This window comes from Actinoplanes cyaneus, from assembly GCF_016862095.1.
Classification (GTDB): Bacteria; Actinomycetota; Actinomycetes; order Mycobacteriales; family Micromonosporaceae; genus Actinoplanes; species Actinoplanes cyaneus.
Map to the genome: position 1 here is coordinate 1 of NZ_BOMH01000022.1, position 16,821 is coordinate 16,821.

General features: G+C 72.0%; 19 protein-coding genes. 8 read left to right on the top strand and 11 right to left on the bottom strand.

Translation table 11 applies throughout. The features are described 5' to 3' along the window. A partial coding sequence (locus tag Acy02nite_RS15270; RefSeq protein ID WP_203741112.1) for a Clp protease N-terminal domain-containing protein occupies positions 1–1,510 on the bottom strand: 1,510 nt, incomplete at its 3' end. A gap of 208 nt (positions 1,511–1,718) precedes the next feature. On the opposite strand from Acy02nite_RS15270, the gene Acy02nite_RS15275 reads away from it, so the two are divergent. Further along, complete coding sequence (locus Acy02nite_RS15275) at positions 1,719–2,603, top strand: hypothetical protein (protein WP_203741113.1); 885 nt, start codon at positions 1,719–1,721, stop codon at positions 2,601–2,603. A gap of 165 nt (positions 2,604–2,768) precedes the next feature. Then, positions 2,769–3,230 carry a hypothetical protein gene (locus Acy02nite_RS15280; RefSeq protein ID WP_203741114.1) on the top strand — a complete coding sequence of 154 codons (462 nt, stop codon included), beginning with the start codon at positions 2,769–2,771 and terminating at the stop codon, positions 3,228–3,230. Between the two features lie 43 nt (positions 3,231–3,273). Here Acy02nite_RS15280 and Acy02nite_RS15285 read toward each other — a convergent pair whose 3' ends face one another. The 5 genes from Acy02nite_RS15285 to Acy02nite_RS15305 form a co-directional block, all read right to left on the bottom strand. Next, entirely contained in the window at positions 3,274–5,190 is a 1,917-nt protein-coding gene (locus tag Acy02nite_RS15285) for a discoidin domain-containing protein (RefSeq protein WP_239174842.1), read from the bottom strand. Positions 5,191–5,330: 140 nt separating this feature from the next. Next, positions 5,331–6,176 carry a lipoyl protein ligase domain-containing protein gene (locus Acy02nite_RS15290; RefSeq protein WP_203741116.1) on the bottom strand — a complete coding sequence of 282 codons (846 nt, stop codon included), beginning with the start codon at positions 6,174–6,176 and terminating at the stop codon, positions 5,331–5,333. Further along, positions 6,173–7,498, bottom strand: a complete 1,326-nt coding sequence (locus Acy02nite_RS15295) for a dihydrolipoamide acetyltransferase family protein (protein ID WP_203741118.1) — start codon at positions 7,496–7,498, stop codon at positions 6,173–6,175. Before Acy02nite_RS15295 ends, Acy02nite_RS15290 begins: the two co-directional genes overlap by 4 nt. After that, positions 7,498–8,487, bottom strand: a complete 990-nt coding sequence (locus tag Acy02nite_RS15300; RefSeq protein ID WP_203741120.1) for an alpha-ketoacid dehydrogenase subunit beta — start codon at positions 8,485–8,487, stop codon at positions 7,498–7,500. Before Acy02nite_RS15300 ends, Acy02nite_RS15295 begins: the two co-directional genes overlap by 1 nt. Before the next feature lie 73 nt (positions 8,488–8,560). Continuing rightward, the gene (locus Acy02nite_RS15305) at positions 8,561–9,643 is read right to left on the bottom strand and encodes a thiamine pyrophosphate-dependent dehydrogenase E1 component subunit alpha (RefSeq protein ID WP_203741121.1); all 1,083 of its coding nucleotides are present in this window, start codon (positions 9,641–9,643) and stop codon (positions 8,561–8,563) included. 131 nt (positions 9,644–9,774) lie between these two features. On the opposite strand from Acy02nite_RS15305, the gene Acy02nite_RS15310 reads away from it, so the two are divergent. Then, positions 9,775–10,227, top strand: a complete 453-nt coding sequence (locus Acy02nite_RS15310) for an Lrp/AsnC family transcriptional regulator (protein WP_203741122.1) — start codon at positions 9,775–9,777, stop codon at positions 10,225–10,227. Between the two features lie 167 nt (positions 10,228–10,394). Continuing rightward, positions 10,395–10,820, top strand: a complete 426-nt coding sequence (locus Acy02nite_RS15315) for a Rieske (2Fe-2S) protein (RefSeq protein WP_203741123.1) — start codon at positions 10,395–10,397, stop codon at positions 10,818–10,820. Here the strand turns inward: Acy02nite_RS15315 and Acy02nite_RS15320 are convergent. Then, positions 10,810–11,547 (bottom strand): LamG domain-containing protein, encoded by a 738-nt coding sequence (locus tag Acy02nite_RS15320; protein WP_239174844.1) that lies wholly within the window; start codon positions 11,545–11,547, stop codon positions 10,810–10,812. The two genes, Acy02nite_RS15315 and Acy02nite_RS15320, sit on opposite strands and share 11 nt — an antisense overlap. Positions 11,548–11,592: 45 nt before the next feature. After that, complete coding sequence (locus tag Acy02nite_RS15325; protein WP_203741125.1) at positions 11,593–11,796, bottom strand: hypothetical protein; 204 nt, start codon at positions 11,794–11,796, stop codon at positions 11,593–11,595. A 153-nt stretch (positions 11,797–11,949) separates the two neighbouring features. On the opposite strand from Acy02nite_RS15325, the gene Acy02nite_RS15330 reads away from it, so the two are divergent. Genes Acy02nite_RS15330 through Acy02nite_RS15345 form a run of 4 tightly spaced genes read left to right on the top strand, consistent with a single transcriptional unit; the run spans position 11,950 to position 14,226 of the window. Then, positions 11,950–12,342 carry a PPOX class F420-dependent oxidoreductase gene (locus tag Acy02nite_RS15330; RefSeq protein WP_203741126.1) on the top strand — a complete coding sequence of 131 codons (393 nt, stop codon included), beginning with the start codon at positions 11,950–11,952 and terminating at the stop codon, positions 12,340–12,342. Between the two features lie 34 nt (positions 12,343–12,376). Then, positions 12,377–12,769 (top strand): nuclear transport factor 2 family protein, encoded by a 393-nt coding sequence (locus Acy02nite_RS15335; protein ID WP_203741127.1) that lies wholly within the window; start codon positions 12,377–12,379, stop codon positions 12,767–12,769. Next, positions 12,762–13,205, top strand: a complete 444-nt coding sequence (locus tag Acy02nite_RS15340; RefSeq protein ID WP_203741129.1) for a GNAT family N-acetyltransferase — start codon at positions 12,762–12,764, stop codon at positions 13,203–13,205. Before Acy02nite_RS15335 ends, Acy02nite_RS15340 begins: the two co-directional genes overlap by 8 nt. Before the next feature lies 1 nt (position 13,206). Then, entirely contained in the window at positions 13,207–14,226 is a 1,020-nt protein-coding gene (locus Acy02nite_RS15345) for a threonine aldolase family protein (protein ID WP_239174846.1), read from the top strand. Between the two features lie 63 nt (positions 14,227–14,289). Here Acy02nite_RS15345 and Acy02nite_RS15350 read toward each other — a convergent pair whose 3' ends face one another. Genes Acy02nite_RS15350 through Acy02nite_RS15360 form a run of 3 tightly spaced genes read right to left on the bottom strand, consistent with a single transcriptional unit; the run spans position 14,290 to position 16,816 of the window. Further along, the gene (locus tag Acy02nite_RS15350) at positions 14,290–14,538 is read right to left on the bottom strand and encodes a hypothetical protein (protein ID WP_203741133.1); all 249 of its coding nucleotides are present in this window, start codon (positions 14,536–14,538) and stop codon (positions 14,290–14,292) included. Next, positions 14,535–16,067: a radical SAM protein gene (locus tag Acy02nite_RS15355; protein WP_203741140.1), complete on the bottom strand. Its 1,533-nt coding sequence runs from the start codon at positions 16,065–16,067 to the stop codon at positions 14,535–14,537. The genes Acy02nite_RS15350 and Acy02nite_RS15355 overlap by 4 nt, the downstream gene beginning before the upstream one ends. Continuing rightward, on the bottom strand, positions 16,055–16,816 hold the full coding sequence (locus Acy02nite_RS15360) for a prolipoprotein diacylglyceryl transferase (protein WP_203741142.1): 762 nt from the start codon (positions 16,814–16,816) through the stop codon (positions 16,055–16,057). Before Acy02nite_RS15360 ends, Acy02nite_RS15355 begins: the two co-directional genes overlap by 13 nt. Positions 16,817–16,821 lie beyond the last annotated feature (5 nt).

Genomic DNA, 16,821 nt, shown 5'->3' on the forward strand with positions numbered 1-16,821 from the left:
GCGAGGTCTCCTCCTCGGTCAGCTTGTAGACCGGGATGCCCGTCCAGAGCCCGAGCACTTCCGCGATCTGCTCGTCGTCGATCTCGGACACGACGTCGAGGTCGCCGGCCTTCCACTCCTTCTCCCGCTGCGAGCGCTGGTCGAGGAGCTTCTTCTCGTCGTCACGCAGTTGCGCGGCGCGCTCGAAGTCCTGCGAGTCGATGACCGACTCCTTGTCGCGGCGCACCTGGGCGATCTTCTCGTCGAGATCGCGCAGGTCCGGCGGGGTGCTCATGCGGCGGATGCGCATCCGGGCGCCGGCCTCGTCGATCAGGTCGATCGCCTTGTCCGGCAGGAACCGGTCGGAGATGTAGCGGTCGGCGAGGGTGGCCGCCGCGACCAGGGCCGCGTCGGTGTAGGTGACCCGGTGGTGCGCCTCGTACGCATCCCGCAGGCCCTTCAGGATCTCGATCGAGTGGGCCAGGGACGGCTCGCCGACCTGGATCGGCAGCAGGCGGCGCTCGAGGGCCTTGTCCTTCTCGACGAACTTCCGGTACTCGTCGAGGGTCGTGGCGCCGATCATCTGCAGCTCGCCCCGCGCCAGCATCGGCTTGAGGATCGAGGCCGCGTCGATCGCGCCCTCGGCCGCGCCGGCCCCGACCAGGGTGTGGATCTCGTCGATGAACAGGATGATGTCGCCGCGCGTGCGGATCTCCTTGAGCACCTTCTTCAGGCGCTCCTCGAAGTCACCGCGGTACCGCGAGCCGGCCACCATCGAGCCCATGTCCATGGTGTAGAGCTGCTTCTCCTTGAGCGTCTCGGGCACGTCGCCCTTGACGATCGCCTGCGCGAGACCCTCGACCGCCGCGGTCTTGCCGACGCCGGGCTCGCCGATCAGCACCGGATTGTTCTTCCGGCGCCGGGACAGGCCCTGCATGACCTGCTCGATCTCCTTCTCCCGGCCGATGACCGGGTCGAGCTTGCCGTCACGCGCGTCCTGGGTGAGGTTGCGCCCGAACTGGTCGAGCAGAGCCGAATTCGTCGTGCCGGCCGCCTCGCCCGCCGTGCCGCCGGCCGCTGCCGCCGGCGCCTCGGTGTGGCCCGCGACCAGCTGGATCACCTGCTGGCGGACCCGGCCCAGATCGGCGCCGAGCTTGACCAGCACCTGGGCGGCGACGCCCTCACCCTCACGGATCAGCCCGAGCAGGATGTGCTCGGTGCCGATGTAGTTGTGGCCGAGCTGCAGCGCCTCCCGCAGAGACAGCTCCAGCACCTTCTTCGCCCGCGGCGTGAACGGGATGTGCCCGCTCGGCGCCTGCTGGCCCTGGCCGATGATCTCCTCAACCTGCTGCCGGACACCCTCGAGGGAGACGCCGAGGCTCTCCAGAGCCTTCGCGGCGACACCTTCGCCCTCGTGGATCAGGCCCAGCAGGACATGTTCCGTACCGATGTAGTTGTGGTTGAGCATCCGGGCCTCTTCCTGGGCCAGGACGACAACCCGGCGAGCCCGGTCGGTGAACCGCTCGAACACGACACACGTCCTCACGGCGAAGCCCCACGCACCCCGCCCAACACAACGCACGCAGACGTGCGAAAACGGACAGGTGTCACATGCGCTGAGTCGGGGCCTCTTGGCGTTGACGCGCGGCCCGCGTGGGGAACCGCACAACGCTCGTGCAGGCGCGCTGCACCACCACCTTACAACCCCGGCGGCATACGATATGCCCGGGAGGACGCCCATGAGCGCAACGCGAAACCGACGACCCGTGCCCGACCGGGCCCGCAAACGTGCGATCCGGGCGCTGGCCGCCGAGCTCGGGGTGGCGTATTCGGTCGCCGCCCGGCTGCACGCCGCGCAGAACCCGGCCGCTCGCCCGCACGCCGACGCCCCGGCCGCGAGCGTCGACGAGCACCGCGCGTGGATGTCCGACGCCCGCGCGAACCGGACGTTCCACGCCCGCGTCCACGACACCCGGCTCGCCGCCGACCTGCCGCTGGGCCGGGCCGAGCACCTGGTCCGGCGCTTCCCGCCGCTGCGCGCGATCACCGCGGCCGGCCCGCTCTACGCGGGCGAGGGCCGGGAGACGATCATCGCGATGCTGTACGCGGTTCTCCGGCACGAGTGCCCCGCGCTGTCGCCCCCGGCGGACGAGCTGGCCTGGGCCGCCGAGCTGGGCGAGGAGGCCGCCGTCGACATCGCCTGCGCCGGGCTGGACCGGGCCGCCCGGCACCTGCTCGACCAGGGCCGGTGGCAGCTGTGGGCGCGCGTGGAGACCGCTCTCACAGCCGGCGAGACCGACACCGACCGGCGGGTGCGCGACGCGGCGATCACGCTCGGGCGGGAGTTGCGCTCGACCAGTCTGCGCGGGTCGCTCGAGGGGGTCCGGCACATCCTGGACGCGGTGCTCGTGGAGCCGTTCGGGGCCCCGGCGCCGGGCACCCGGATCCGGGTCGACGGCCGGGAGGGCACGGTGATCGGCGCCGAGTGGGAGCGGTCCGGGCCACCGGCCGGGTTCCGGGTGCGGGTGGACAGCGAGCCGCTCGCCCGGGTGGTGCCGGCCGCCGAGCTCGACGGCGGCCTGGACACGGGCACGGCGCCCGAACCGGACCTGATCCCGAGCTGAGCCGCCCGGAGCGGGACGGGCCGGCCCTGTGACCGCCACGGTCCGGGGAGGCCGTGGCAACGACCCGGCCGGCCGAGGCGCCACGGTGCCCGCCTCCACGCCCGCCTCCACGGAACGTCAGCGAACGGGTGGGAACCGGCCGTCCGGCGGGTACGTCAGAACTCCATGACTCGAAGCCTTGTCCCGGCACTGCTGCTCCTGGCCGTCATCGCGGGGTGCGCCGATCAGACCGCGGGCGCCCCGGGCGGCTCCACGCCGCAGGTGAGTGGCGGCGCCACCACCCCGGCCGCCGCGGTGTTCCCGCTGGACTTCTCGCGCACCGGCGGCTTCGCAGGCTTCGACGATCGGCTGCACCTGGGCGCGGACGGCATGATGACGGTCTCGCACCGGGGTGTCGCCGGGCAGCCGGTCGCCGCCGATCCCGCCGTCATCTCCGCGTTGCAGCAGGTCCTGAGCGCGTCGAAGCTGGCGGTGGCGTCCCCTTCGAAGGGTTCGGCGGTCTGCGCGGACGGGTTCCGTTACCGGCTGGTCACCCCGTCGTGGACCTACACCGCCGACGACTGCTCGGGCGACCACCCCGAGTTCGAACGGGCGCTCGACCTGCTGATGCCTCTGCTGAAGGGCTGACCGGCGGGCACCGTGGCCGCCCGCGCCGCCCCTGCGGGCGCGGTCATCGCACGTGCCGGTAGAGCCGCAGGTCGGCGATGCTCCACCCGCTCGCGCTGCTGCCGGTCGAGGTGATCCGCAGGTAACGCGCCCGGGTGGGCGGCAGGTCGACGTCCGTGAGCTGACCGGTGCCGCTCCCGGTGGCCGCGGTCCGCCACGACGCGCCGTCGCGGCTCACCTCCAGTTTCCAGGCGCGGGCGTAGTCGCCGAGGTTGCCACCGCTGTCGATCGCCACCCGCCGGAACGTCTTGGCAGCACCCAGATCGACCTGCAGATACTGTCCCGGGGCCTGGGCGGTACCGCTGGACCAGCGGGTCGAGGCGTCACCGTCGACGGCCAGGGGCGCGCCCTCGCCGGGCGGGGACGCGACGGCCGTGGCGCCAGCCAGGGGAATCTGGCCCGGATGCGCGTCCGTCAAGCGGGGCAGGACCATCGTCGCAAGCGCCCCGCCGGGCAGCGTGTACTCGGCGATGCGGGAGCCGAGGGCCACCGCGAACGTACGCGCCTCGTCGTTCTGGTTGTGGACGACGAGCACCGTGGAGCCGTCCGGGTTGCGGAACGCCACATCCATGATCTGCCCGTTCCAGCCGGTGGTGCCGAAGGACGTGCTCGCGATCCGGACCGCGCCGGGCCGGACGAACTTCGACAGGTGACCGATCGTGAAGTATTCGGCGTCCGGCCGGACCGTGCCGTCGGGCAGCACAGTGAGCAGGCCGGTGCAGGTGCCGCAGCCACCCAGGTGCGGGCCGCCGGTGCTGTCCAGCGCGATGTTCCAGTTGACGACGGACTTCCCCCAGTTGCGGGGAACGCCGATCGCGAGGGTACGGGCGTGCCAGGTCAGCGTGCCCCGGAAGATCTGTTCTTCGGTGTCGCCGGCGCCGTGCGAACCGGAGCACTCGGTGAACCAGATGCCCTTGTCCGGGTGGGCGTCGTGCAGGGCGGTCTGCGCACTCGGGTCACCGGAATAGCAGTGGTACGCGGTTCCGGCGATCCATCTCGCGGCCGGGGTGTCCAGCAACCGGTCCGGATAGTCGGTCTCCGGGTCCTCCCCCGGCGGGGTGGAGCCCACATCGCCCGGATGCGTCTGCCAGTTGTGGTCGTACCCGAGAATCCGCGTTCCCGGGCTGAGCTTCCGCAGCATCGGGCCGAGCCGTTCGATGACCGCCGCTTCCTGCCGCACCGGCATGTCCGTGCCGGGATAACCGCCGGGTTTACGGTTCTGCGGCTCGTTCTGCACGGTCAGGTAATCGATCGGGACGCCCGCTTCGGCGTACGCCTGGACGAACCTCACCAGATAGCGCGCGTACGCGTCGTAGACCCGCGGATCATCCTTGAGCCGCCCGCCGACCAGGGAATCCGTGGTCTTCATCCAGGCCGGCGGGCTCCACGGCGTACCGAGGATGCGCAGGTCGGGGTTGAGCCGGCGGGCCTGTCGCAGCAGGGGCAGGATCTGCGCCCGGTCGTGCTCGATGCTGAAATGCCGCAGCGCGAAATCGGTCTGCCCGGCCGGCACGTCGTCATAGGTGTAATGCTCGGCGGCAGCCGTGAAATCGGACGAGCCGATCGGCTGCCGCAGAAAGCTCACCCCGATTCCCTTTTCCCGATCGAACAATTGGCGTACGGCGTTGTCCCGCGCCCGCGGCGCCAGCCGGTACAGCACGCTCGCGGCCGAGTCGGTGATCGACGCCCCGAACCCGTCCATCCGCTGATAGGTGGTCTCCGGATTGACGACGATGGTCGGATGCGCGCTCCGTCCCCGGTGGAACGTGATGGGCGCCCGCTCGTGCAGCAGTTCGCCGCGATCCACCGTGGTGACCCAGACCCGCGCCTGCCCGTCCCCGGCGGGTGGATGCGCGGTGGCCGCCGCCGGCCCGGACACGACCAGCACCATTCCGAGAAGTCCCGCCGCACCGCGCCGCATCACGTCTCCTCACTCCCAGCCTGCCGAGTGAGTCCAGAATTGTTACATCCTGAGATCGACGTCAATACGTTGTGGTTCCGGAACCCGGTGAAACAAATGAAACAACGCGATGGCCCGAGAGGGATCGCAACCCGGCCGGGTCAGCCCGGCAGTCCCGCGATCAGTACGGCGGGCAGCGTGACGGCGGGGCCGCTCACGCCGTAGGCGGCCAGGACCGCCGTGGTGACCGCGGCGACCGTCACCGCGGCGGCTGTGTCCTCGGCGGCGCCGACCGTGGACGGGTCGAAGTCGTAGCCCAGCTCCCGGTACGCCGGCGTCAGGACGGCTCGGAGGCGGGCCGCGCCGCTGACCTGGATGACGGTGCTGAACAGCCAGCCGTCCCGGGTGACGCGCTGCGCGGAGCCGACGATCTTCGCCCCGGCGGCGTGCAGGCTGTACTCGCCCGGGCAGTACTCGCGCGGGACCGGGCCGATCCGCGCCGGGACGCCGAGCCGGACGAGCATCGCGGCGTGCATCTCGGCGAAGTGCCGGAACCGTGGACCGGGGTCGGAGAGCGAGGAGCCCGACCGGTGGACGTGGTCGACCACGACACTGCCGCGGTCGTACGCGGCGAGACTGCCGCCCTGCGGCCGGATGACAGGAAGAAAGTTTCCTTCCCGGACAGCTGCCGCGGCCCGGGCGTAGCCGGGCCGCAGCGTGTCCCGGCGGCTGAACGCCGCGGTCGGCGACGGCGAGTAGACCCGGAGGATGTCGCGGGCGTCGCCGAGGCCGTGCCGCAGCAGCAGCGGCCCGAGCGCGACGTCCTGCGCCGGGCCGCTGCCGGGAAGATCGACCAGGACCACGGCCGGGCCACGGCCGGGTGCACCCGCCGGGACCACGGCTGGGTCGCGGCCGGGCACGCCCGCCGGGACCAGGGCCGGATCGCCGCCGGGCGAATCCGCCGGGACCGCGGAACGGCCGTGGCCGGTGGGATCGGCCGGGGTCACAGGTGGGCGATCGCCGAGGCCGGGTTCTCGATCGCGTCGGCGACGCGGCGCATGAAGCCGGCGGCGACGGCGCCGTCGCAGACGCGGTGGTCGAAGACGAAGCTCATCTGCGTGATCTTACGAACGCACAACTGGCCGTCGACGACCCAGGGCCGGTCCAGGATCCGGCCGAAGCCGAGGATCGCGACCTGCGGGTGGTTGATGATCGCTGCGCTGCCGTCGACGCCGAGACTGCCGTAGTTGTTCAGGGTGAAGGTTCCCGCCGACAGCTCCTCCGCGGAGACGCGTCCCTCCCGTGCCGCGGCCGTCAACCGGCGGATGTTCTCGCCGAGCGTGGTGGTGGTCATTTTCTCCGCGCCGAGCACCGCCGGTGCCATCAGGCCCCGATCCCCCTGGACCGCGATGCCGAGGTTGACCGCGTCGACGGTGACGATTTCCTGCGCCGCCGCGTCGAAGCGGGCATTCAGCACCGGGAACTCCCGCAGCGCCGCCACCGTGAACCGCGCGAGGTAGGCGAGCAACCCCGGCCCGTCCGGCGTGCTCTCGCGCAGCTCCCAGAGTTTCGTCGCGTCCACGTCGACCCACACGGTCGCCTCGGGGATCTCCGCCCGGCTCCTGGTCAGTGCCGCCGCGGCCGCCTTCCCGAAACCGTTCAGCGCCACCCGCCTCTCCCCGGCCGCCGACAGCGGCGGCGAGGCCGGAGCGGCGAGGCCCGCCGGCGCCAGGGCGGCCGCCCGAGAGCCGGCACCCGCGGATGCAACGCCGGCCGACGCGATGTCGCCCGGTGCAACGCCGGCCGGCGCGATGCCGGCCGGCTGCACCGCGAGGGCCGCCATCGCGCGCTCGACGTCGGCGCGCACGATCACGCCCCCACGCCCGGTCGGCGTCACCTTCTCCAGGTCGACGCCGTTGCTGCGCGCGAGATTGCGGACCAGCGGCGAGACCACCCGCGCCGGGCGGACGTGCGTGGCCGGCCGCACCGGCACCCGCGGCCTGCGATGCCGGCGCGACGACACGGTCGTCGAGGTGCCGTACCCCACGAGGACGCTGCCGGACCCGGCCTGCTCCTCCTCGCGGTAGGTCTCGGCGGCCAGGTCCTCCACGGTGATCAGGGGCTCGCCGACAGCGAGCGTCTCACCGGCTTTCGCGTGCAGGACGGCGACCTTTCCCGCGTACGGCGACGGCACCTCCACCATCGACTTCGCGGTCTCCACCTCGGCGATGCTCTGGTCCACCGCGACGACGTCGCCCTCGGCCACCATCCAGCGCACGATCTCGGCCTCGGTCAGCCCCTCCCCGAGGTCCGGCAGACGGAAGATCATCACTGCTCCCACTGGAGGTCGTCGACGGCGTCGAGCACCCGGTCCACGCCGGGCAGCTGGAAGTGTTCGAGCTTCGGCGGCGGGTACGGGATGTCGAACCCGGTCACCCGGCGCACCGGCGCGGCCAGGCTGGAGAAGCAGCGTTCGGTGACCCGGGCGGCGATCTCCGCGGCGACCCCGGCGAAGCCGGCCGACTCGGTGACCACCACGGCGCGGCCGGTGGCGCGGACCGCGGCGCAGACCGTCTCGTCGTCGAACGGGACGATCGAGCGCAGGTCCACCACCTGGAGCTCGCGGCCCTCCTGCGCGGCGACCTCGGCGGCTTCCAGTGCCACGGGGACGCTGGGCCCGTACGCGATGAGGGTGGCGTCCGTGCCGGCGCGGCGGATCACGGCCGTGCCGATGCCCGGCGCCCGTACCGGGAACTCGATCTCCTCCTTGCTCCAGTAGAGCTTCTTCGGTTCCAGGAAGACGACCGGGTCGGGTGCCTCGATCGCCGCTCTGAGCAGCGCGTACGCGTCAGCGGGCGTGGCCGGCGCGACGACCTGCAGCCCGGGGGTGTGCGCGTAGTACGCCTCGGAGGAGTCGCAGTGGTGCTCGACGCCGCCGATGCCACCGGCGTACGGCACCCGGATCACCATCGGCAGCCTCACCCGCCCGCGGGTGCGGTTGTGCATCTTCGCGACGTGGCTGACGATCTGCTCGAACGCCGGGTACGCGAACGCGTCGAACTGCATCTCGACGACCGGGCGCATGCCGTTCATCGCCATCCCGACCGCCATCCCGACGATGCCGGACTCGGCGAGCGGGGTGTCGAAGCACCTGTTCTCCCCGAACTCGGCGGTCAGCCCGTCGGTGATCCGGAAGACGCCGCCGAGCGGGCCGACGTCCTCGCCGAACATCACCACCGCCGGATCCTCGGCCATGGCGTCGCGCAGCGCCTGGTTCAGCGCCTGCGCCATCGACAGCTTGTCATGCGTGACCGTCATGCCGTCACCTCCGCTTCGCTCCGGCATCGCCGTGACTCCTGGACCGATCTCGATGTGGGGTTCGCCGGCCGGCTCATGACGGCGCCACCTCCCGGCTCAGCTCGTCCGCCACCAGCGCCGCCTGCTCGCGCAGCTGCGGGGTGGGCGTCGCGAAGACGTACGCGAAAAGGTCGTCGGGGTCGGGGGTGATGTCCTGGTTGAGCCCGTCGCGCAGGTGGGTGGCCGCGCGCTCCGCCTCGGCGGTGAACTCCGTCTCGACCGCGGGGGTCAGCACGCCGCGGCCGGTCAGGTAGGCGCGCAGCCGGGTGATCGGGTCGCGCTCCACCCAGGGCCGCACCTCGGCGTCGTCGCGGTAGCGGGTCGCGTCGTCGGCGTTGGTGTGCGCCTGCATGCGGTAGGTGTGCGCCTCGACGAGCTGCGGCCCCTCCCCCGCGCGGGCTCGGGCGACGGCGTCGCCGAGCACGGTGAGCAGGGCGGCCATGTCGTTGCCGTCGACGCGCTCACCGGGGATGCCGTAGCCGATGCCCTTGTGCGCGAGGGACGGCGCGTGGGTCTGGCGGGCGAGCGGCACGCTGATCGCGTACTCGTTGTTCTGGATGAAGAAAACCACCGGCGCCTGGAACACGGCGGCGAAGTTCAGCGCCTCGTGGAAATCTCCTTCGCTGGTGCCGCCGTCGCCGCACATCGCCATCACCACCGTCGGCTCGCCGCGCAGCCGGGCCGCGTGCGCCACGCCGACCGCGTGCGGCAGCTGGGTGGCCAGCGGCGTGGTGTGCGGGGCGACGTGGTGCTCGTACGGGTCGTAGCCGCAGTGCCAGTCGCCCTTGAGCAGGCTCAGCGCCTCGACCGGGTCGACGCCCTTGACCGACGCGGCGATCGTGTCGCGATAGGTCGGGAACAGCCAGTCTCCGGCGTCGAGCACCTGCGCGGCGGCGACCTGGCAGGCCTCCTGCCCGTGCGACGACGGGTAGACGGCCAGTCGGCCCTGCCTGACCAGCGCGTACGCCTGGTCGTTGAGCCGCCGGGCGGTCGTCAGCAGCCCGAGCGAGTGCAGCAGCGTCGCGTCGTCGGGCACGTCGCCGCGCGCTTCTCCCTGTGGATCGATCATGGTGACGGGGGCATCGGACGGCAACAGCCGACGGGAGTCAGGCGTCATGCGGTAATGCTGTGCCCTGGACCACAGTTGTTCCATAATCTGAGACAGATCGAGAAAGATGCGTTCCGCTTACGGCGTGACGGGGCCAACCGTCCAACCAAGTGAACGTTAAGGCGAGGAGTGGCAGACAGGTGGTCAGTGAGCTCGACGACATCGACCGGCGCATCCTCGCGGAGCTCACGCGGGACGGGCGCATGTCGATCCGCCAGCTCTCCGAATCGCTGCACATCTCGCGCGCCAACGCGTACGCCCGGGTGCAGCGCCTGCGCGAGACGAACGTGATCAGGGGATTCCGCGCGCAGATCGACCACGCCGCGGCCGGGCTGGGCACGTCCGCCTACGTGACGGTGAACCTGCACCAGGCGGAGTGGCGCGAGGTCGGCGAACGGCTGCGCACCCTGCCCGGGGTCGTGCACATCGCGCTGGTCGGCGGCGAGTTCGACGTCATCATGCTGGTGCGCGCGAAGGACAACACGGATCTGCGGCGCCTGGTCCTCGACGAGATCCAGGGCATGCCCGGCGTCGTGAACACGCGCACGTTGCTGGTCTTCGACGAGTTCGACCCGGCGGGCTTCGAGCCCTGAGCGGCGGCCCGCAAAGGCTCGCATCGACACCGGCTGCACGCAGGGGCTCGCGTCGACCGGCCGTCATACGCGCCGGCCAATCGGTTCACCATGGCAGAAATCGCCCGATCCGCATACCACGGTCGGTAAGGTTGCGCACAACGTCCAGGCCACGGGAAGCGGAAACGATGAGCGGTGTGGATCGGCGCGCGGCGATCGGCATGGCCGGGGTGGCCGGCACGGGGATGCTGCTGGCCGCCTGCGGTGACTCCGGAAGCGACTCGGGCTCCGGCTCCGGCGGGTCGGCAACCGCCACCACCGCGGGCGGCGGCGGAACCGTCATCACGAAGGCGTCCGACGTGCCGGTCGGCGGCGGGGTCATCACCGGGATCTACGTCGTGACGCAGCCCGAGGCGGGTTCCTACAAGGCGTTCTCGAGCGTCTGCACGCACCAGGGCTGCACGGTCGCCGAGGTGACCGGCAAGGCGATCAGGTGCATCTGCCACCAGAGCACATTCGACATCACGACCGGCGCCCCGACCGGTGGGCCCGCGACGAAAGCGCTGGCCGAGACCGCCGTCAAGGAGAGCGACGGCAACATCGTCACGGCGTGAGGTCCCACCCGCGTACGTGATGGAGGTGTGCGGTCTTGGGGTAGGGCCCGGAGCGAGGCCCGATCTCCCACAGGTCGATCAGCAGGAACTGCGGGTAGAGCGGGGCCTGCGCAGACCGTTTCACGACGACGCCCTCGCAGCCGATGACCGTGCCGGCCGGGCCCCAGATCGCGGTCCACGTGTGCCGCCCGGACGGGACCGGCACCTCCGACATGTCGGTGGTGAGGCGGTCGTCGTGGTGCGCCTTGATCCCGCAGCGGGCCACCGCGGCTCCGGCGTCGATCTCGAAGAGGCAGATCTCGCCGCTGTCACGGGGGTCGTGGTGCTCGGTGCCGACGGTCCAGGCGGCGAGCATGCAGCCGGCGTCGGGGCTCGCGGTCACGGTGACGTCGACGCGGCCGGCGCTCGGGGCCCAGAGCAGCCGGGTCGGTGACGCGGTGCGCACCACCAGGCCGTCCGGACGGTGCCGGTGCGTGCCCTGGTGGTTGCCGGTCTGCACGTTCGAGACGCGCAGCGGGGCATCCTCGGGGCGCCAGTCGAGCTGATCCTCGTCGATGCGCAGCCGCAGACCCCGGTCGTCGAAGTCGTAACGGGCCCCGGACCGGTCCGGAGTGGTCCAGTGGGGCAGGTAGTGATCGATCCACAGGTCCTCGCGCAGGCGGGGGCCGGCGAAGTCGTCGTCGAGGTCGGGCTGCCGCGCGGGCGGCTCGGGAAGCGTCTCCGGCACGCCGCCCATCCCACCACATCCGGCGGCGGGAGGAGACGGCTGCGCTCAGCGGCTGAGGGAGAAGCGGCGCTGCTGCTTCTTCTGGCGGCCGAAACCCTGCAGCGTGTCCGCGCCCTTGCGCAGCAGGGTGCTGGTGCGGTTCCTGCCGCGCCGCGCTTCCAGGACGTCGCCGAGCTTGCGGGCGCCGGCCGCCGCCAGCGGCACGGCGATCGCCATGATGACGAAGCGTCGGATCAGGTTGGGGATCATGGCGGGCACTCCTCGTGGCAGCGGGTCGACGCCGCTGCAATACCCGGCTCGCGACCGGCTACGCCTGGTGGCTCGAAAGGGGAAGGTCCGGCGACGCCTGTTCCGGTCAGTCGTGGTGTCCCCTCTCGGCGGCGTCACCATAGGATCTTCGTCATGACCGTCCCCGCGGAGATCGCCGCCAGCAAGCAGATCAGCCTGACCACGTTCCGCAGGAACGGGACGCCGGTGCCGACCGCCGTCTGGCACGTCGCCGAGGGCGACACGGTGACCACCGTGTCCGCGGCCGGCGCCGGCAAGGTCAAGCGGATCCGCAACAACCCGCAGGTCGAGATCACCGCCTGTGACCTGCGCGGGAAGGTGGCGCCGGGCGCGCAGACCATCCGGGGCACCGCGGTGCTGCTGCCGGAGTCGGAGACCGAGAACGCCCGCCGGCTGCTGGAGCGCCGCTACGTCACCGCGCGCATCGGCGGTTTCTTCGTGCGGCTGCTGCACCTGAAGCGCCCGGCCGGCGTCGGCATCGTCGTCACCCTGTCGTCGCCGCTGTAAAGCCCTGTCGTCACCGCTGTAGGAAGAGGTCGGCATGAAAGCGTTCCGTGACGCGGTCTACGCACGTGACACCGCCGCGATCGAGGCCCTGCTCGCCGAGAACGTGGTGTTCACCAGCCCAGTGGCGTTCAAGCCGTACCCCGGGAAGGCGATCACCGCGGCGATCCTCCGGGCAGTCCTGCGGGTCTTCGAGGACTTCCGGTACGTGAAGGAGCTTTCCGCCGCCGGCGACCGTGACCACGCGCTGGTGTTCGAGGCGACGGTCGGCGGCCGGGCGATCACCGGATGCGACTTCCTCCACCTCGACGAGGACGGCCTGATCGACGAGTTCACCGTGATGGTCCGCCCGCTGTCGGCCGCGCAGGCCCTCGCCGAGGCGATGAACGCGCAGTTCCCGCGGATCCAGCGCGAGGCCACCGATGGCTGAGGTGCGGATCAGGCGCCTGGCGGAGAGCGACCGCAACGGGTGGGAGGCGCTGGCCCGGGGCTTCCACGGGTTCTTCGGCACCGAGGTGGGTGACGACGACTACGGGCGGACCTGGCGGCGGCTGATCGACGGCTCGGAGCTCCGCGGGGCCGGTGTGTGGACCGGCGGCGAGATGACCGGCCTCGCCCACTACCTGTTCCACCCCGGGGTGTGGCGGGCCGGGCGCTGCTACCTCGCCGATCTGTTCGTGGCGCCCGCCGCGCGGCGTCAGGGGCTCGCCACCGCCCTGATCCGGTGGGTGGCCCGCGACGGCGAGGAGCACGGCTTCCCGCGCCTCTACTGGAACACCCTCGCGGACGCCGAGGCCCGGGCGCTCTATGACACCGTCGCCGACGTCACCGAACATGTCGTCTACAACTACCGCCGGGACTCGTAGGGTGACAAGTTTCGCCAGTGACAACCACTCCGGGGCGCATCCGGAGGTTCTTGCCGCGATCGCCGCCGCCAACGGAGGGCACGAGCCCAGTTACGGTGCCGACTCGTACACCGGGCGGCTCCAGGACGTGTTCCGGCACCATTTCGGGGACACCGCCCGCGCCTACCCCGTGCTCAACGGGACCGGCGCGAACGTCGTGGCGCTCCAGGCCGCCTGCGATCGCTGGGGCGCGGTGATCTGCGCGGACGGCGCGCACATCAACGTGGACGAGTGCGCGGCGCCGGAGAAGGTGGGCGGGCTCAAGCTGCTGCCCGTTCCCACGTCGCACGGCAAGATCGACCTTTCCGGCGTACGTCGTGAGGCCTGGGGTTTCGACGACGAGCACCGCGCCCGGCCGCAGGTGGTGTCGCTCTCCCAGGCCACCGAGCTCGGCACGGTCTACACCCCGGACGAGATCCGGGAGGTCGCCGGGTTCGCCCACGAGCGGGACATGCTGGTGCACCTCGACGGCGCCCGGCTCGCCAACGCGGCGGCCCACCTGGGTGAGCCGTTCCGCGCGTTCACCACCGACGCCGGGGTGGACCTCGTGTCGTTCGGCGGCACCAAGAACGGCATGCTCTTCGGTGAGGCCGTGGTGGTGCTGAACCCGCGGCTCAACCACGGCATGGACTACCTGCGCAAGTCGTCGATGCAGCTGATCTCGAAGATGCGGTTCGTCTCCGCGCAGTTCCTCGCGCTCCTCGACGGCGACCTGTGGCTGCGCAGCGCCTCGCACGCCAACGCGATGGCGGCCCGGCTCGCCGAGGGGGTGGGTGCCCTGCCCGGCGCCGAGATCGGCCACCCGGTGCAGGCCAACGCCGTGTTCGTCGGTCTGCCCGCGGCCGCCCTGGCGGCGTTGCACGAGCGGTTCGACTTCTACGACTGGCCGACCGGCGAGGCGCGCTGGATGACGTCGTTCGACACCACCGCCGAGGACGTCGACGCCCTGGTGGCAGCGACCCGCGCGGCGCTGTCCCGCTGATCCGGCCGCGGCTCCCGGCGCAGGCCCGCACCCGCGACACTCGGAACGCGGAGGTGGCCGTGACTAGGCGGGCCACCAGGTGTGCAGGGTGCCGGCGAGGGCGGCCACCAGCAGCACCGCGAGGTAGGCGACGACCAGCCGGACGTCGCGCAGCACGCAGGCCGAGCGGCGCAGCCCCTGCCGGCGCGCGCGAAGATAACCGGCCAGGCCGAGGGCGGCGAAGAAAACCACCGCCACCGGGCCGCACAGCCAGGTGAGCGCCGCGACCGTGGCGTAGACGCAGAGGCGCAGCGGATCGGGCGGCGTGGTCACCGGGACAGTCGCTGGGCGGCGAGCGCCGGCCACGCCTGGACCGCGCAGAACGGCGCGCACTGATCGCCGGACGCGCCGCGGGTGCCGACGTGCACGCAGCACTGCAGCAGCCGTTCCTCGATCATCGTGGCGATGTCCATGAACGGCTTCACGGTGATCCGCTTGACGCGTTCGGCGAGCAGGGTGCGCAGCCGCTGCCGGCCGCCGGGCAGCACGAGCGTCGCGAGGGTGCCGATGCCCAGGTCGCAGCCGGTGCAGATGTCGCGCCACAGGTCGGCGACCCGGGGGTGCGACAGCGAGGACTGTTCCGACAGCAGACCCAGCACCGACTCGCGGACGGCCCGGCGCAGCTCCGCGGGCAGGTCGCTGTCGGCGATCCGGTTCGCGACAGTGCCGGGCGCGTCCCTGAGCAGGGCCAGCAAGTTCTCCTCGCCGATCAGCGCGGTCAGTGATCGCCACTGCCCGCTGTCGTCGCGCAGCAGGTAGCCGACCGAGCAGCAGTGCGGGTGGGAGCAGGGCAGCGCGGTCAGGTCGCGCCAGGTGACCCGGCCGCCGGTCTGCGGGCCGAGGCGGGCCAGCACGCCGGTGTGGGTGAGCCGGTCGTTCGCGTCGATCGGCCCCGACCTGCCGGAGCCGAACTGCGGCTGCACGCTGACCCCGCCGACGTACGGCGTCTCCAGTGCCCGGTCGATCACCGCCCCGATCTCCCCGTCGTTCACGCCGAGCGCCGCGGTCATCGTCAGCGTGGTGAAGACCCCGGCCGCGGAGAGCCGCTCGATCGCCTGGTCCTTGTGCCGGGACAGGTCGGCGCCGCGGTGGTGGCGGTGGGCGGCCGCGGTGACACCGTCGTACTGCAGATAGATCTCGACGCGTTCCCGGTGGCGCGTGATCGTCTCGAGCAGCGCGTCGTCGTGGGCGAGGGTCAGCCCGTTGGTGTTGATCAGCACCCGCACGATCGGCCGCGCGGCCACCTCGTCGAGCAGTTCCGGCAGGCCGGGGTGCAGGGTCGGCTCGCCGCCGGAGAGCATGAGCACGTCGAGGCGGCCGTTCTCGCGGGCCAGCCGGGCGTCGATGCCGGCCAGCACGGTGGTCAGCGGCACGGGTTCGCCGGCGCCGGGCCCGGAGGCGGTGAAGCAGGTCGGGCAGCGCAGGTTGCAACCCTCGGTCAGGTCGGTGAGCAGGATGCACGTGTGCTGGGTCTGCATCTCCGGCAGTCCGTCGAGGTAGGCGGCCGGCACCGGAGTGAAGTTCCCAGTCACGTCCGGCACGTGCCGCTTGGTCGGGGCGGTCCACTGTTCCAGGTAGTTCAGGATCGCCGGGTCCTCGTCGTAGAGCGTCCGGATCAGGCCGTGCCGGGTGCAGCCGCGCTCCAGCCACACCCGCTCGTCACGGACCACCAGCCAGCCGGAGAGCCGCGCCACCTCGGTCAGGTCGCGGTGCGGATCCTCGGCGTGGCACACCGGGCAGAACGCGTTCACGTAACGGTGGATGCGGTCACCGCGCAGCGGCATCCCGGTCAGCGCGCCCATACGGTCTCCTCCTCGCGGGTGGTCAGCAGCCGGCGCAGCCGCCAGCCGAGCAGCGGCAGGCAGCAGAGCAGGAAGATCTGGGACCGGCTGAGCCCGGCGGCGACCACCTCGTTGCCGCGCACGAACTCCACCGCGAACCGGAAGGCCGCGTAGCCCACCAGATAGCCGGTGAACAGCGCGTCCGGCCGCGTGACCCGGTCCCGCAGCACGATCAGCAGGACAAGGGCGACAACCTGGAAGACGATCTCGTACGCGAACGAGGGGTGCAGCGCCACGCCCGGAGGCGTTCCCGGGAAACGGGCGGCGTCGGCCGCGCCGAGCGTGACCCCCCAGGGCGCACCGGTCGGCGTGCCGGGCCGCTCGGTGAGCAGGCAGCCGACCCGCCCGACGGCCATCCCGGCCGCGACCGCCGGCGCGAACAGGTCCCCGGAGCGCCACGGGTACCGGCACCACCGCTTGGCGACCAGCACCCCCGCGTAGGCGCCGGCCAGACCGGACAGGATGCTGCGCCCGCCGTAGAGCCACTGCTCCGCGAGGCTCGGGTTGGCGCCCGGGTCGAGGTGACGGGCCCACCCGGCGAGGCGGCCGGCCAGCAGGCCGCCGACGAGCGCGCCGCAGAGCAGGTACCAGAGCCGCGGGTCGGAGCGGCCGCGGCGGCGCACCTCGTACCCGAACGTCGCTGCGGCCACGGCCAGCCCCGCACCGACGAAGACGTCGTGCGCCGACGCCGGGAGGAGCCCGATTTGCACCCTTT